This window comes from Dictyobacter halimunensis, assembly GCF_036245075.1.
This window is the reverse complement of sequence record NZ_BSRI01000002.1, coordinates 3602061-3618250: the sequence shown is the minus strand read 5'-3', so window position 1 is coordinate 3618250 and position 16190 is coordinate 3602061. Positions and strand designations below refer to the sequence as shown.

Sequence of the window (16190 nt, the reverse complement as noted above, 5' to 3'; positions counted from 1 at the left end):
TTCATGCTCACAAATAATCCACAAACATCGTATCACTGCCATCATTCTACCATTCTACTGATCGGCCGCGAGCGACAGCGATTGCGGCCAACGTACCCGGCCGGTTCGGCTCCTCGTGGAGGACATCTCGCCCCAAATGATACCCCTAATTTGAATGGGTCCCCACAAAGGTTCCGTGGAATGTAATAATATGTATAGAGAAGTTGGTGTAATAAAAGGAAGGAAATATCGTATGATTACGCGGAAAGTTGGGCGTACAGATCTAGAGGTCTCGGCCCTCTGTCTGGGCGGCAATGTGTTTGGTTGGACCTGTGATGAGCCGACCTCGTTCAGTGTGCTGGATACTTTTGTGGAGGGTGGTGGCAATTTCGTGGATACCGCCGATGTCTATTCCGCCTGGATCCCCGGCCATAGCGGTGGCGAGTCCGAGGAGGTCCTGGGAAAGTGGCTCAAGCAGCGCAAGAATCGTGAGCAGATGATTATAGCTACCAAGGTCGGCTCACGCATGGGCAATGGAGAGCAGGGCCTCACGCGCCAGCATATCATGCAGGGCATCGAAGACTCGCTGCGCCGCCTGCAGACCGATTATATCGATCTCTACCAGGCCCATCGCGATGACGAAAGCGTGCCCCTGGAGGAGACGCTTGAGGCCTTCAATGATCTGATCAAAGCTGGCAAGGTACGCTATATCGGGGCCTCCAACTACACAGCCGCGCGGCTCACCACCGCGTTAAGGGTAAGCCTGCAGCAGGGCTATGGTCGCTACGAGTGCATTCAACCACCCTATCACCTGCTCAACCGCGCCACCTATGAAAGTGAGCTTGAGCCCCTCTGCCTGGAGCAAGAGATCGGCGTCATCACCTATTCATCGCTGGCCAGCGGCTTCTTAACCGGCAAGTATCGCTCCGGACAGGATCTCCCGTCCACGCCGCGCGCCCAGGGCATCCAGAAAAACTATATGAATGAGAAAGGCTTCAAAGTGCTCGACCAGATCGAACGCATCGCCCATGAGCACGACGCCACCATCGCGCAGGTCGCCCTGGCCTGGATCATTAGCCGCCCCGGCATCACCGCCCCCATCGCCAGCGCCACCTCCGTAGAGCAGACCAGAGAAATGCTCCAATCGGTCTCCCTCCGCCTCACCCAGGAAGAAGGAGAAGCCCTCGATCAGGTCAGCGCATCGTAGGTGCCGGGCTTGTCCCGGCTTGAAGCTCTGGTTATCGATAGTGATGTTGGGAAATGGGTGCGGTTCACCCATTTCCCAACATCACTATCGATATTTTTTGCTGCCGTAGGCAGCACCGCACAGAAAAAAGGACACCGCTAAAAACCCTTTGGAAATAGCATCGGTTATATGGTACGATAAGCGGAAAGATGAGATCCAGGCTTGACAATACAAGCCTGGATCTCACAATCTCTTCTATTTTCCAAAATGAAGCAGCCCTGCGTCTGGACAGTAGCGATAAGAAAGGACACCGCGATGAGGAGTAAAAAACAGCTTGGCATGTATTCGGTCAATCTCGATGAAGAGGGAGCGCTGCAGATTCAGGCTCCGACCCTGTTACGTCCCCTGCAGCTGGATGCGCAGCAGGTACGCGAGCTACAGCAGTGGTTGAACGAGGTCAATCCGCCAGCCGGTGCTGGTGCCCAGGCGCCTGTGGCGGCTCCACCGGCGGTGGCCACACCTCAAGCCAGCGCCGCCCCGGCCGCCCCGGCCGCGCCAGTGGCGGCCGCCGCGCCTGTCACTCCCCCTCCCCGCAGGAGCCGTCCCAGCCCGTTACTGCCCCGGCCCCTAGCGTCGCGCCCGCAACGATCGCGCAACAGATTATCCAGGAGATGATCGAGAATGCCAGCGCCCAGTATCCCGCGAGTCTGGCACCCGAGAATCGTGATCGCCTCATCGACCAGATCACGCGCCATCCCGCCATCCGGCCCCTGATGTCGCAAAACAAGATCTCATACAAGCAGATTATGCTCTGGGTTGAACAAAACATCGACGCCGAAAAGTAAATAGAGGTATAGACATAAAAAGTCGGACGCGCAACGCGTCCGACTTTTTATGTCTATACCTTATTTAGCTTAATGATACGGCGGCGACGCCGTTCATGGTGCCGATGAACAGGGTGCGACCGGAGAGGGTCGGGGTAGCAAAATGTGGGACCTCTTCGGAGAGGCTGATGCTAGTGCGTACTTTGCCGCTGGCCAGGTCAGCCGCGTAGAGGGTGCCGCCGGTATCGAGGCCATAGACGGTATGTCTGCCAATGATGGGCGGCAGTTTCATATCGGATATGTGCCAATCGACAGAGAGATGGCCATCCGAGCTGACCGTTACGCGGCGCACGCCGTCATTACAGGGGACCAGGATCTGCGTACCCACCGTTGCTCCCCCGCCCATGGCCTGGCCGTCACAGATCTGCGTTTCAGAGATCTGGCCGCCGACGCCACCCAGCGCGTTGGCATGTAAGATGTATCCCTTGCCTGATTTGCCGGAGATAAACAGCTGATTATTGGGCAACAGCAGAGGACCCATAGAGCCAAGGTCCGTGTCGTGACTGTTCTCGTCCTGCCAGTCCTGCGGCGCGAAGGCATCCATCAGCTTCAATTGCGGGGACAGGCGCAATACCGAGTCGCTGTGATCCCAATCTCCACTGGTCTGCTCACCATTGCCAACTGAGACAAAAACGTTCCCGTCCTTGTCGATGGTTGGTCCGGGCGGCGTCCAGATGCCGCCTTCGCGGGTGGTGGGGACGCGGTAGAAGATCAGTCCTCCCTGCCCATTGGTGCGGGCCGCGACCACCGTACCGATATACTGGCCGCAATCACCGGCCAGGCCACCATAGGCGATATACACCTGCCCATTGGCGACCGCCAGGGCCGCTCGCTCCTGGTTTACCGTAGGGTCCATCCCCCCGACATCGACCATGCGCCTCATCTGCACCTTGCCCGAATCAGCATTGATGCCGACCAGGATATGCTGCGGACCACTGATCTCGGCGACGGCGAAAATCAGGCCGCTATCAGGATCATACACAGGGGTACCGGTGATGCCCAGTGGATCAATGTCGCCACACGGCAGCGTAGAGCGCTGCACAGGGGTGCCAACATTGGTCTGCCAACCAACCTTGCCGGTCTGGGGATCAAGCGAATAGATGGTGTCGTTCTCGGTGGCGACGATGACGTGGCTTTTAACCATCAGTGGCTCGGCATAGACGGCGCCATCCAGCTTTGTCTTCCAGGCCTGTGACAGATGCTGCGCATCAGGGACCGACGGCAGATAGCCGGCATGCGCCGCGTCATGGTGATAGACAAACCAGTCATCCCAGGTATGAGAGGTCGACGGCAATGCGTCCGCCGTCTTCGTAGTAACAGGAGTAGAACTGGTATTGTTGGCCTGCGTCGAATTCCCCCCACCACGATCACAACCCGCCACCAGAACCGCCACCAAACACAACACCCCCATGTACGTGCCGGGCTTGCCCCGGCTTAACTTCTCCCGGTCTCCCCTCCAACCGGAGAACCCCAAAATGCATCCCGCGCTTGCCAGACAGAGGAACAGACATTCCCACAACATTAGCAAAATAACTCCTTCGGCCATGCTGTAAAAGGCTTTTTTGATCTATGCTATAGACACGGTTATCACTGCTGATATTTACTAGTCATGAAGGGGTTTTGAGCGCATCTGCTTGCGCTGGCTCTGCAGCCTCTTGCTCCCCAGGCGCCGTTCGCGGCTGCCCAGGGTAGGACGCGTAGCCTTACGCAGCACACGGGGTCGCTGCAGCTCCTGCAGGCGCTGCGCCATGCGTTCAAACGCGATGTCGCGATTGGTGTGCTGTGAGCGCCGCTCGGTCGCGGTCACCACCAGGCCAGTCGGCCGGTGCGTCAGACGCACGCCCGATTCGACCTTGTTACGATGTTGTCCCCCTGGGCCACTGCCAATAAAAAATTCTAAATCACAATCTCGCTCAAGCGATTCTCGGTCAGTAGGATACACTTTGAATACTCACTCTTCTCATCATTATTTTACCCACCACAGCCTCTTGCCTCTATCATAGTCCAAAAAGCACCATTTGCATACCAATTACCACGTAAAACAGCAACTCCCCGGCTGATAATGTCAGTCGGGGAGTTGCTGTAAAGGATTTTTAGCTTATTTGCTTGATCCTCTGTCTGTCTGTTCGCGCCGTGACCCTGTTATAGGGTGCTGCGGCGTGTGCCACCAGAGATCGCGCGCAGGATGGCGATGAAGATACAAGCGCCGATGAACGCGATGATGATTGAACCAACGAAGCCGCTGCTACCAAGGCCGATCAGGCTAGCCAGGAAACCACCTACCAGGGCGCCAACCAGGCCAACAATGATGTCACCGACGATACCATAACCGCCGCCGCGCATAACCAGACTGGCCAGAGCGCCAGCAATCAGGCCAACTACTAACCACCAGATAATAGCGCCAGCATTCAATGCAGCGAATGTCATTAAACTTGCAGCTACCATGATCTTTATCTCCTTCAGTGTAAAAACATGTCAAGACTAACTAACAATGATTCAAGATGGAGAGTTGTTTATTTTTTATGTTCTCTCCGTTCTGAGTTATATACGATTGCCATAACAAGAGAGGATACACTTTTGCGAGCTCACACCAACGGGTTAAGTATTTTTTAAATTTACTCTCAGCTTTCTAAAGGCACTTTAGCTTATTCACTTAGAACATTAAAAAGATTAGATGAAAAACCTACCTTGACAGTCGTATGCTGCCCCCCTAAAATTAGGATAAGTAGTATACAGCAGTTGCGCTGAAGAACAAGGGAGTTGTTCATCCTGGGAAGTTTGTGTATGCCCGACCGCAGCGGTCAACAGATCGGACATTATCGCCTCACCCGTTTACTCGGACATGGGGGCTTTGCTGATGTCTATTTAGGCGAACATATTTATCTGGGCACGTGTGCCGCGATCAAGATCCTTGATACCCGTCTCTCGCCCGATGAGGTTGAGCACTTCCGGCAGGAGGCGCGGATCATCGCCCAGCTAGAACATCCTCATATTGTACGCGTCCTCGATTTCGGGGTGGAAGACGACATGCCGTTTCTGGTCATGAGCTATGCTCCTCACGGTTCGCTCCGACAACGCTACCCGAAAGGCTCTCGCTTACCAGCGAACATGGTCGTGACCCTGGTCAAGCAGATCGCCAGCGCGCTGTACTTCGCTCACCAGGCACGACTGATTCACCGCGATATCAAGCCCGAGAATATCCTGCTGGGCCGCAATGACGAGGCGCTATTGAGCGATTTTGGCCTGGCCATCGTCAGCCAAAGTTCGTCGCATAACCAGTTGCGCGATGTGTCCGGGACGATCGCGTACATGGCGCCCGAGCAGGCCAGGGGCAAGCCACAGGCCGCCAGCGATCAATATGCCCTGGCGATCATGGCCTACGAGTGGCTCAGCGGCCGACGTCCCTTCAACGGCACGTATGAGGAATTGGTCGTGCAGCACGCCTTTACGCGCCCTACCTCGCTAACTGAAGGCGCGCCCGCGATCACGCCGGCGCTGGAGGCCATCATCATGCGCGCGCTGGAAAAAGAGCCACACCTGCGCTTTAGCAGCGTGCATGATTTCGCGCGTACGCTGGAGGAGACCTACCTGGCGGAAAAGAATATAACGTTGCTCCCCTCGCTGTCGGCCGCCGAGCCGGACCTGCCCGGTGAGCACGCGCCCACCACGGAGTCGGGCAGCGGCAACGTCATCTATGCCGTCGCCTGGTCGCCCGATAAGCGCCGCTTTGCCTGTGGGGGCCGCGAACGAACCATCCAGGTACGTGGGGCCACGACAGGAGATAGTACACTTCTCTATAAAGAACACGTGAGCAGCGTTACCACCATCGCCTGGTCGCCCGATGGGCGCTGGATCGCCTCCGCCAGCCTGGATCGAACAATCCACATATGGAATAGCCGCACTGGTCAGTGCCAGGCGATCTACAGCGGTCACGCCGGTATGATCATGGCGCTGGCCTGGTCCCCTGATAGCCAGTACCTGGCCTCGGCCAGCAACGGACCCGATAATCATGTTCACATCTGGGACGCCCATAGCGGGCAGCTCCAGCTGCGCTATCCCGGCCATTCACACTGGGTACGCGCCATAGCCTGGTCGCCCAATGGGAAGGTGATCGCCTCGGGCGCCTGGCACGATATCCACATCTGGGATTGCCAGTCGGGGAAGAAGCTCTTCAGCTATCGCGGCCATCCCAGCTGGGTGCGCGCTATCCACTGGTCAACCCAGGGGACGCGCATCGCCTCAGCCGGTGAGGACAACACGGTCCAGGTCTGGGAGCCGCTGAACAAGGGTCACCTGCTCTGCCAGTATCGAGGTCATAGCAACTGGATCGGCAGCGTGCTCTGGTCCCCCGATTGCGCATGGATTGCGTCCGCCAGCAAAGATCAGCAGGTACACATCTGGGACGCCAGCACGGCGGGCAATGCCTTGGTCCACCAGGTGCGCCCGTCCTCGGCCTACGCCATTACCTGGCTGGCCGACAGCACGCATGTGGTGTCGGCCAACGGCAACGGCTCCGTCCAGGTCTGGCAGATCAAAAACGACCCGCATTAATCCTCTACTGGGGAGGCTGGGCCAGTAGCGGAACAAGGAAGCCCGCTTTGGGCGTGCCCCAGCCGGTCACGGCATCCCAGCCCGGACCCGCGCTAAAGCCGCCTATCTTATCCTGCTTGTTATCGCCAACCGTGATATCGTTGAACGCCTGGCTGGCGAGCGTGGGATTGCTGCCGATCTTGTAGAGCGTATCGTTCAGGTATCCCAGCGAATGTCCCGCCATCTGATTGGCGTCCGCGACCAGGCCCGCCCACTGCGGAGCCCCCGCGCTGGTCCCGCCAAACATGTAATAGCCGGGATCGGGCATAAAGCTGAGGTAGACGGGCACGCTGGTGGTCGGATCGCCATTGAAGGAGACATCGGGGATACCACGATAACCATGCGACTGACCGGACAGTAACGGCGACAGATGCTGCTTCTGGAAAAAAGGCTCCCGGTAGATCTTGCTATAGCCACCACCGGTCGCGCTGCCCGCGCCCTCATTCCAGACCGTTTCACGCTGATAGTTGCCGGAAGTATCGGCATATAGACTGGTGCCGCCGATCGCGGTCACCCACGGCGAATCCGCCGGGAAGCCAACCGTCGGGAAGGGATAGTTGTTGCCGTTGACATCCGGATTGGCCGAGCCGCTATCACCCGCCGAGGCCAGGAAGGTCACGTGCTGCATGGTCGCCTTGCGGTAAAAGTCGTCAAAATCCTTCATCACCTTCTTGCCCTCGGGCGTAAAAAGGGTCTCTTCCGTCGCTCCCCAGCTCTGCGAGAAGATGGTGCCCAGGTGATGATCCAGGGCGAATTTCTCCAGCTTGAGGAACTCAGGCAACCCCTGCACGCCCTGCGTTTCCGAAACGGGGCTGGTCAGTAGCACGATGCCGGCACCCGGTGCCAGCGCATGGGCCCACTGGATATCCAGATTCGTCTCCTGCTCCCAACCTACCATATCGCTATTATTCTGATCAAATTTTACCGTGCCCAGGGGGTGAAATACCTGAAACGATGGCGGATCAGGCAGCCCGTAGTCGGCGTCGAAACGCTTCAGATCTTTGAGAGGATTGGGACTGCCAAACGAATCGATGATAACGATCGTCTGACCGGTCCCGATAAAACCTGCATTGAGCAGACTATTCAAGCCGTAGGCGGTGCGAATCTCATTGGGACTATAACATGAGAGCTGCATCTGCGTGCGGCAATCCTCATCCACCGGAGGCGTCTTTAACCTCCACCGCATAAGGTGCCGGCCCCCGGCGATATGCGTCAGCGCACCCGACACACCATGCGGCTGCATAGATGCCCCCATCAATGGGGTCGCGCAACACAGTAAGACCAATAAAAGTAACCATGATCGATTGAGACGTGAAATATATTGCATGGATTCCCTCACTACATATATCCTTTCTACCGTACAATACGCTTTATTGGCACAAACGTATTATCCATCGCAATTTCTCTTAAGGTCATTATATAGACTGGCCCCTTAGACTCCATTCCTTGTTTCATTTTCTTCGATCTATATTTGGGAATAACAGAGGGGAGGATAGGCGTTTTCATATACAGAAGGGACAAAAGTCCTGCTATTCCTGGGCATGCTGGCACCTATATACAGGCCGGTAGACCCTCTTAAACCCACGCCGAGAGCGGGCAATGATGCGGTACTTCGGTAATAACAGCATTTGACATTACAAAACCAGGTATGCTAGAGTTCCACTCGGCTCCTTTTCTTTTTTATTAATCAATGTCCTGGTAATCACGCGTCCATGCCTTATCACCCATAAGGCACCCGAGATACCACTCCAGACATAATCTCTCTCTTTATCGGCCATGGTCAGGTAGCCTGCAGTGGCGTTTGCCTGATCGATCCTTTGTGATGATTTTTATTACGTCAAGTGCTCTGTCAGCATTCAATTGATGGGGAAGCGGGGATGCAAAGGGGCGGCTAGCCCCTTGACCGGGGGCTCGGGGGCGGTGCCCCCGGCAACGCCTCCCCTCTCGCCCGCGTAGCGGGCGAACAATCCATCAAACGAAGTTTGACAAAGCATTAGCAAAACACTAGTTATATACCAGATATACCAATCAGGATGGAAAAAATACTAATGATTGCAGATCAAACCCTTGTTTCAAACTGGCACGTACAGGAAGATACACTCGTACAGGCAGAGTTCTCTTATGGAGAGCGCACAATACTGAAAGGTTCGCCGCTGGAGCGCTTCGAATTTGGCGCCACCATGCGCCTGGATGAGCATAAAGAGGGGGTCGTAGCCACCCTTGGCATCCTGGCCCAATATAGCGAACAGTACAAAATTTTTGTCCACCTGCTCAAGCAGCAAGAGCACTGGGTGCTGGCTGTAGAGAGCACCGATATTGACCCGGTCATCAACCGCGTCGTTGCGCTGCCGGAAAACTTTGATCTCGCCGCATGGCACACCCTGCGCCTCATACAGGAGCAGGAGCAGATCCACATTCACCTGGACGGCACACACGTCCTGTCCATCAATGAACCGGCCCGCACAGCCCAGCCCGGCCTGATCATCACCAATGCCGCCGCCTCCTTCAGCCACATCTGGCAGATCGAAACCAACGCATAAGAAAAATACATATATGCAGATGTCATGTAAAAGGGCACCAGCGTGCACTGCACGCTGGTGCCCTTTTACATGACATCTGCATAATTTACTTTACGGTCCCTGGAGGACCGTTGTTGACGAAGCGCTCAGCCCAGTCACCAACGAATGGGAGTTTGGTCGATTTCCCGCTCATGGCGCTGATCACCCCGACAAACCAGCCGATGGCGGCGATGATGTGCATCAATACAAAGGCAAAAATGGCGAAGCCGCTCAGGAAGAAGATGTGCGCTTCAATGATGCGTACAAAAGCGACAAAGAAGACCGTGTAGCCGCCAAAGAATAGCAGCGATTGCATGGCATGGAAGCGGATAAAGCGATTTTCTTTGACGAAGAGTAGCAGGAGCATGCCGGTCAGCCAACCAACCAGGTAGCTGGCAACGGCGGCCAGTTTGGCTTCAGCTGTTGGCCCCTGGTGCATAAACGCAAAATTAAACAGCGGGGTGGCGATATAAACGGGTTGTCCGGGTCCACTGGCCTGATTGCCAGGCTGGCCGCTGTAAAACTGCTGCTCGTAGCGCTGAGGATCTGGCCGGGGCGCTCCATAACCGGTCGTATAGGTATTATGATGTTGTTCCTGCTGCATATCTTCATGGATAGGACGATATGATTGCTGCATGAGAACTGCTCCTTTTCCCATCAAGTGATTATTGCTATTCAAATTTCTCATTGTTCATTGATCACAGTATAAAATTGAAATGTGGAGAAATTATCGCAAATTTGTCACAAATTTGTCGCAAGGTGGTGGGTGTCAGACACACTTTTTACGGGCGCGTGAGCGCCTAGCGGGCGGCCGCTGCGCGGCCGCCCGGTTTTTTGAGTTGGTGCGACAGGTGCGCGCATGCGCGAACCTGTCGCACCAACTCAATGGACTGCTGTGCATTGTGACGCATGGGGATGCCTTCGTCGCACCAACACTCTATGGATTGCTGTGCTGAAAGCAAAGATGCGCGCACCTGTCGCACTAACTCAATGGACTGCTGTGCATTGTGACGCATGGGGATGCCTTCGTCGCACCAACATATTATGGATTGCTGTGCATTGTGGCGCATGGATGCAGCCGATTTCATGAGAAAAGAAATAAAAAAGAGGGCCACCTGCTGTATGGCGGGTGGCCCTCTTTTTAGATGGGAAGGGGATCAGTGGTTGTTGAGTCGGCCCAGGCGGGGGCGCTCGCCGGGTTTGGGTTCGAGGGTCGGATACTCGTCGGCCAGGCGCAGGGCTTCGGCCAGCGCCCGCTCAAGTTGCGGATCAGCCTCGCGCACAAAGTCCTGCGGCGCGATATCTACTTCGATATCTGGATCGGTGCCGTAGTTCTCGACGTTCCAGCCTACGTCCTTGAACCAGAATGAGAACTCAGGCTGCGTGGTTACCGTTCCATCTACCAGTTTGTGGCGGGGATGGATGCCGATGACACCACCCCAGGTGCGCTTTCCAATCAAGGGACCAAGGCCCATTAGCTTGAAGCTATGGCTGAAGATGTCTCCATCCGAGCCAGCGTGCTCGTTGGTCAGCGCGACCATTGGACCCCGTGGCGACTCGCCGGGATAGGGATCGGGCTGGCCCCAGCGTGGGAAGTCGTAGCCGATACGGCGACGCGCCAGCTTCTCAAGCAGCAAGCCAGAGACGTTGCCGCCACCATTCCAGCGTACATCCACCAGTAGCGCGGGATAATCGTACTCGGACAGGTAGCCGCGATGGAACTCGGCATACCCATTGCCCCCCATATCTGGGATATGGATGTAGCCGACACGATTATTGGATAATTTGTGGACAGTGCGCCGGTTATTCTCTACCCACTCGCGATAGCGGGCCGACGTCTCACCAGACAGGGCCTTCACCACCAGAACACGGGTCTCTTTCGTCTCCGCGTCCTCGATGGTGATCTGCACCTCGTTGCCAGCCTGGTTGACCAGCAGTTCCTGTGGACCCCGGCTGGGTCCTACACGCTGCCCATTGATCGCCAGGACGGCGTCATTGACCTTGACGTTCAAACCAGGACTGGTAAAGGGCGAGGTCGTCTGACTGTCGGACGGATCACCCTTGACGATACGCTCGATGCGATAGCGCTCCTGGTCGGAATCATACGCCCAGTCGACCCCCAGGAAGCCCTGGCGATAATGCGGACCATGCCGTACATCGCCCCCCATCTCATAGGCGTGCGAGGTCCCCAGTTCTCCATGCAGTTCCCACAGCAGGTCAGAGAGCTCTGAGCGCGAGCTGATACGCTCAACCAGGGGCGCGTACTGCTGATAGATGCCGTCCCAGTCGATGCCAGACATGTCCTCGGACCAGAACTGCTCGCGCTGCAGGCGCCAGGCCTCGGCGAACATCTGCTTCCACTCGGCGAACGGCTGGACCGAAACCTTGATGCGTTGCAGATCGATCCAGCCGCTCTCCCGGCTGGCCCGCTCGCCGTTATTCGACTCAACCTTGGGCTTCTCACCGGCTTTAACCACACGCAACTTCTGCTGGCTCCGATAGACCAGGACCTTGTTATCGCGCGACAGGTCAAAGCTACCCACGCCATCAAAGAGCTTCTCGGTCTTGTAGCTATCAAAATCGTAGTATTCCAACATACCTTTGGGGCGCGGCGAGTTATTGAGGGCTCCCTCCACGGGATGAGAAAGGAAGAGGGCCTTCCCCCTTATGCCGCGCACCTGGGTATAGCGACCCTCCGCGACCGGGAAGGGCAGAATACGCTCGCTGATGCCATCCAGGTCGATGGTCATGGCCGAACCCTTTTTGCTTCCCTCATCTTTCTTCTCTTTGCTGTTCTCCTGACCAGCATCCTTTGGAGCCTCGGTCTCCTCCTGGGTCTTCTTCTCGCTGCCGTTCTCCTTCTCCTTCTCCTTCTCCTTCTCATCGGGCGACTTCGATTCCGGGATAAATGGGGAACGCAGATCTTTACGCAACATGATCACATACGGCTTGACGCCACGGGGAAAGCCCAGGTCAAAGTGAAGATTGTCGCGCACAGGATTGAAGACGCGCTGACCCAGGAAGTAGAGGTATTTTCCCTCTGGATCGAAGGCCGGATCAGTATCCCCCAGGATAGGCTCGGTGACCTGGTGCGTCTCACCCGTCTCAATCTTGCACAGCTTGATTGCACTCTTATTGGATGAGATAGCAAAGCCATAAGCGATCCAGCCCCCATCGGGCGACCAGGAAATCCCATCGATGCGGCCCGCGTCGCTGCGATCAAGCACCTGCGAGCTCCCCTGATCCAGGTCTACCAGCAGCAGCTCGTTGCGGTGATTGGCGATCGCCAGCGCGTTCTCGGTGGGAGAGACGACAAAATCGGTGACGCGGCCAAGATCGATGTCGGGGAATGTCTGTGGCTCCGTCGCGCCATCGGAGGAAAAAATAACCAGCTCTTCATGTCCCGGCGCGTCATGCACCGCGACCAGCCGCTTGCCATCAGCGAGCCATTCCAGGCAGCGATAGCGTACGCCATCGGGCTCACCATACTGCAGCACCGGACCCTCCCAGTTACCAAAGGTGAAGGCCTTGCCGCGCGTGGTCAGTGCCAGCATGTGCCCCTGTGGATGCAGGGCGTAGGAGTCAAGGTAATTGGCAGCCGACACAAACTTGCGGCTGCGCTGGGTACGGATACTGGGCAAAGAGATCTCCAGGTGTTTGACCTCCTCATTGCGGGGATCAAACAGGTAGAGGTCGGCGGCCGAGTGATAGACCAGGCGGGTACCATCAGTTGAGAGGTGGCGCGCATAGAAATCGCTATGCTGCGTATGCTGGCGCAGATCCTCGCCATCAGGCGTACAGGAATAGATGTTTCCTACCCCCTCGTGGTCTGAGAGGAAGTAGATCCGATCACCAATCCAGCAAGGATCGGCCACGTTACCAGTCAGCTGCAATAAGCGCTTAAAGTTGCCATCCCCCTGGCGATCGCACCACAGATGACCGGCCGTGCCACCACGGTAACGCTTCCAATGAGAAAACTCACGAATATTCACGTTGCGCCCGATGACCACGCCACCATCTTTACTATAAGAGATGTCATTGGCCATACCCAGCGGCAGCTGACGCGGCATCCCCCCGCTCGGCTTGATCCCATAGATCACTTCAAAACGTCCCGCGAACTGACCGGCGTTGCTGGAATAGAGGATCTCTTCCCCATCAGGTGACCAGCCAAGCACACGGCAATTACCGGCCTGGAAGGTCAGGCGCTGCGCGGGACCGCCCTGGGCGGGCATCACATATACCTCGCTCGGCCCCTCTTCGCGACCGACAAAGGCGATGAACTGACCATCCGGAGAGAAATGGGGATATCTTACCTCGCCAACCCCTGCGGTTAAACGTTCGGCCCGCCCCCCCTCGGCTGAAACTAACCAGAGATCATCTTCAGCGACGAAAACGATCTGCTCCTGGAAAATGTTTGGAAAACGTACATAACCCTGTGATGGCATGCTGACTCCTTACCTGAAGTGTAGGTGACTGAGGACATAGGTAATACGGCTTTGCTATTCAACAAATGAGGCACTATCGACATGCCCATGCCCTCTCTATAATTGAAATATGCATAGGCGGAATATGGTTGCACCAGTTACGGCATCTATTGGATGAATTATATTGTAACATAGCACTGACCAGATCGTCTAAACAAGCGTGTCGACTCGGTATGTGCGAAGGGCACATTAAAAAAGCGTGTTCTCATACTCTATAATAGATTAAACGCGCATCCACCAGGAAATTGTTAACTTCAGCCTTATGACCACCATAAGCAATACATTCACATGTTGCTATCCAAACGACGCTGGCATAGAATAAGCTCACAAAGTATTTTTTATAGTGGTGCATGGGCTGCGCGAATGTGCAGCCCATGCACCACTATAAAAAACCAGTGCGGCCGCGTAGTGGCCGCCCGTGATGGAGAGAGGAAACGATGACGATTAACACACAGCATGGAAGCCCATCATTCCCTACAGCGACCAGTGCGCTGGCACCATCCAATCGCGAGGACATGGAGCGCGCCATTGGTGTGCTGGTTGAGCAAAAAGACAACTGGGTGCAGACGCCGGTGGCGGAGCGCATCAGCATCGTGGATCGTCTGATCGCTGATTTTTCGGCATTAGCATCACGCTGGGTGGCGGCCAGCCTGCAGGCCAAAGGGCTGGAGGAGGATTCTCCCTACGCCGGCGAGGAGTGGGTAGCCGGCACGTGGGCGCTGCTCCACAGCCTGCGTCAATTGCGCCAGGCGCTGCTCGATATCCAGCAAGATGGGCACCCGCACATTCCAGGACCGGTACGGACGCGTCACGACGGCCAGGTGAAGGCCCAGGTCTTCCCATTCCGTCCTTATGACCAGGTCCTCTTTCCGGGTGTGAAGGCCGAGGTATGGATGCAGCCGGGAGTGACAGCCGAGACGCTGGCCTCAACCCAGGCGGTCAACTATCAATCGCCCCTCCCGGCGGGCAAGGTGGCGCTGGTGCTCGGCGCCGGCAACGTCGCCAGCATTGGTCCACTGGACGTGCTCTACAAACTATTTACCGACAACCAGGTCGTGCTCTTCAAGGCCAATCCCGTCAACGCGTACCTGGGTCCTTTGATGGCCGAGGCCTTTCACGCGCTGATCGATGCCGGCTACCTGCGCATCGTCTACGGAGGGGCCGAGGAAGGCAGCTACCTCTGCCAGCATCCCAGCATTGATGAGATCCATATCACAGGCTCCGATAAAACGTTTGACGCCATCGTCTTTGGACCCGGACCCGAGGGAGTGGCCCGCAAGGCAACCAGACAGCCATTGGTCACCAAGCGTGTAACAGGCGAACTGGGCAATGTCAGTCCCGTCATCGTGGTGCCGGGTCCCTGGAGTGAGGGAGATATGGACTACCAGGCCGTACATATCGCCTCGATGCTCGTCAATAACGCGGGCTATAACTGCAACGCCACCCGCGTCATCATCCAGCATAAAGATTGGACGCAGCGTCCGCAATTGCTGCAGCAGATCCGTAATGTACTTTCGCGACTGCCAACGCGCAAGGCCTACTATCCAGGTGCTCGCCAGCGCTACCAGGCCTTTGTGGATGCCCATCCCGAGGCGGAAGAGTTTGGTGGCTCAGACGATCCACAGGATCTGCCCTGGACGCTGATCTCGGACGTTGACGCCGCTCAGGCGGACGATATCTGCTTTACCACCGAGGCGTTCTGCAGCCTCTTCGCCGAAACCGCCCTCGACGCGGCCAGCGTGGTCGACTATATCGAGCGCGCTGTGCAATTCGCCAATGAGCAACTCTGGGGCACCCTCAACGCCACGCTGCTGGTCCATCCACGCTCGCTGCGGGATCCCGCCATTGCGGAAGCCGTTGGAAAAGCGATCGCCCAGCTGCACTATGGCAGCGTCGGCGTCAACTACTGGGCCGGCGCCAGCTTTGTGCTGGGATCAACCACCTGGGGTGCCTTCCCCGGCCATGAAATCTACGATATCCAGTCCGGCAATGACGTTGTGCACAACTCTCTGATGTTCTCGCGCGCCCAGAAAAGCGTCGTATACGCCCCCTTCCGCAGCACGCCAACACCTCCCTGGTTTACCAGCCAGGCCGCCTCCGCGCCCAAACTCTTCAAGCAACTGACGCAATTTGAGCAGTCCCCCTCCTGGCTCAAACTGCCCGCCATCGTCAAGACAGCCATACTCGGATAGCACAGGTTTATCAGGAGTTGATGCGACCCCACGGATGGGTACATCCGTGGGGTCGCATCAACTCCTGATAAACGGATTGGAATAATGCCCAGCAGTTTCCTTGTTTGTATGTAAAGAACTTAATAATTTAAGAACTCAAGAACCTAAAGAACCCAAAGAATCATTCCATCCGAGAAAGATGAAGTGGCAGGAGATCTTATGGCATCTCTGGCGCTCTCGTATAAAAACACATCTTCCCCCATGGGTATCAACTATAACCAAGGAGTATTTCAATATGGCAACGCTCCCCGCAAGCAATTCTCACAATGCTGCATCAG

The 16190-nt window shown here is 56.3% G+C and carries 13 protein-coding genes; 6 read left to right on the top strand and 7 right to left on the bottom strand.

Annotation, left to right across the window (positions count from 1 at the left end; genetic code table 11):
- The first annotated feature begins 232 nt into the window (after positions 1-232).
- The 3 genes from AABA21_RS29010 to AABA21_RS29000 all read left to right on the top strand — a co-directional run bounded on the left by AABA21_RS29010 (position 233) and on the right by AABA21_RS29000 (position 2010).
- Positions 233-1186, top strand: coding sequence for an aldo/keto reductase (locus AABA21_RS29010; RefSeq protein ID WP_338255600.1), 954 nt, complete (start codon positions 233-235; stop codon positions 1184-1186).
- Between the two features lie 294 nt (positions 1187-1480).
- On the top strand, positions 1481-1840 hold the full coding sequence (locus AABA21_RS29005; RefSeq protein ID WP_338255598.1) for a hypothetical protein: 360 nt from the start codon (positions 1481-1483) through the stop codon (positions 1838-1840).
- Positions 1837-2010, top strand: coding sequence for a hypothetical protein (locus tag AABA21_RS29000; RefSeq protein ID WP_338255595.1), 174 nt, complete (start codon positions 1837-1839; stop codon positions 2008-2010). Before AABA21_RS29005 ends, AABA21_RS29000 begins: the two co-directional genes overlap by 4 nt.
- A gap of 64 nt (positions 2011-2074) precedes the next feature.
- On the opposite strand, the gene AABA21_RS28995 is transcribed toward AABA21_RS29000, so the two are convergent.
- The 3 genes from AABA21_RS28995 to AABA21_RS28985 form a co-directional block, all read right to left on the bottom strand.
- Positions 2075-3571 (bottom strand): outer membrane protein assembly factor BamB family protein, encoded by a 1497-nt coding sequence (locus AABA21_RS28995; protein ID WP_338255594.1) that lies wholly within the window; start codon positions 3569-3571, stop codon positions 2075-2077.
- 81 nt (positions 3572-3652) lie between these two features.
- Entirely contained in the window at positions 3653-3991 is a 339-nt protein-coding gene (locus tag AABA21_RS28990) for a peptide chain release factor-like protein (protein WP_338255592.1), read from the bottom strand.
- Between the two features lie 200 nt (positions 3992-4191).
- Positions 4192-4494, bottom strand: coding sequence for a GlsB/YeaQ/YmgE family stress response membrane protein (locus AABA21_RS28985; protein WP_338255590.1), 303 nt, complete (start codon positions 4492-4494; stop codon positions 4192-4194).
- Positions 4495-4833: 339 nt separating this feature from the next.
- Here AABA21_RS28985 and AABA21_RS28980 point away from each other — a divergent pair, with 339 nt between their 5' ends.
- The gene (locus tag AABA21_RS28980; RefSeq protein ID WP_338255588.1) at positions 4834-6600 is read left to right on the top strand and encodes a WD40 repeat domain-containing serine/threonine protein kinase; all 1767 of its coding nucleotides are present in this window, start codon (positions 4834-4836) and stop codon (positions 6598-6600) included.
- A gap of 4 nt (positions 6601-6604) precedes the next feature.
- Here AABA21_RS28980 and AABA21_RS28975 read toward each other — a convergent pair whose 3' ends face one another.
- On the bottom strand, positions 6605-7882 hold the full coding sequence (locus AABA21_RS28975; protein ID WP_338255586.1) for a S53 family peptidase: 1278 nt from the start codon (positions 7880-7882) through the stop codon (positions 6605-6607).
- Between the two features lie 805 nt (positions 7883-8687).
- On the opposite strand from AABA21_RS28975, the gene AABA21_RS28970 reads away from it, so the two are divergent.
- Entirely contained in the window at positions 8688-9179 is a 492-nt protein-coding gene (locus tag AABA21_RS28970) for a hypothetical protein (protein WP_338255584.1), read from the top strand.
- A gap of 85 nt (positions 9180-9264) precedes the next feature.
- Here AABA21_RS28970 and AABA21_RS28965 read toward each other — a convergent pair whose 3' ends face one another.
- The 3 genes from AABA21_RS28965 to AABA21_RS28955 all read right to left on the bottom strand — a co-directional run bounded on the left by AABA21_RS28965 (position 9265) and on the right by AABA21_RS28955 (position 13642).
- On the bottom strand, positions 9265-9834 hold the full coding sequence (locus AABA21_RS28965) for a DUF4870 domain-containing protein (protein WP_338255582.1): 570 nt from the start codon (positions 9832-9834) through the stop codon (positions 9265-9267).
- A gap of 163 nt (positions 9835-9997) precedes the next feature.
- The gene (locus tag AABA21_RS28960) at positions 9998-10213 is read right to left on the bottom strand and encodes a hypothetical protein (RefSeq protein ID WP_338255581.1); all 216 of its coding nucleotides are present in this window, start codon (positions 10211-10213) and stop codon (positions 9998-10000) included.
- 141 nt (positions 10214-10354) lie between these two features.
- Complete coding sequence (locus AABA21_RS28955) at positions 10355-13642, bottom strand: S41 family peptidase (protein ID WP_338255580.1); 3288 nt, start codon at positions 13640-13642, stop codon at positions 10355-10357.
- Between the two features lie 476 nt (positions 13643-14118).
- Here AABA21_RS28955 and AABA21_RS28950 point away from each other — a divergent pair, with 476 nt between their 5' ends.
- The gene (locus tag AABA21_RS28950) at positions 14119-15873 is read left to right on the top strand and encodes an aldehyde dehydrogenase family protein (RefSeq protein WP_338255578.1); all 1755 of its coding nucleotides are present in this window, start codon (positions 14119-14121) and stop codon (positions 15871-15873) included.
- The last annotated feature ends 317 nt before the right edge of the window (positions 15874-16190 follow it).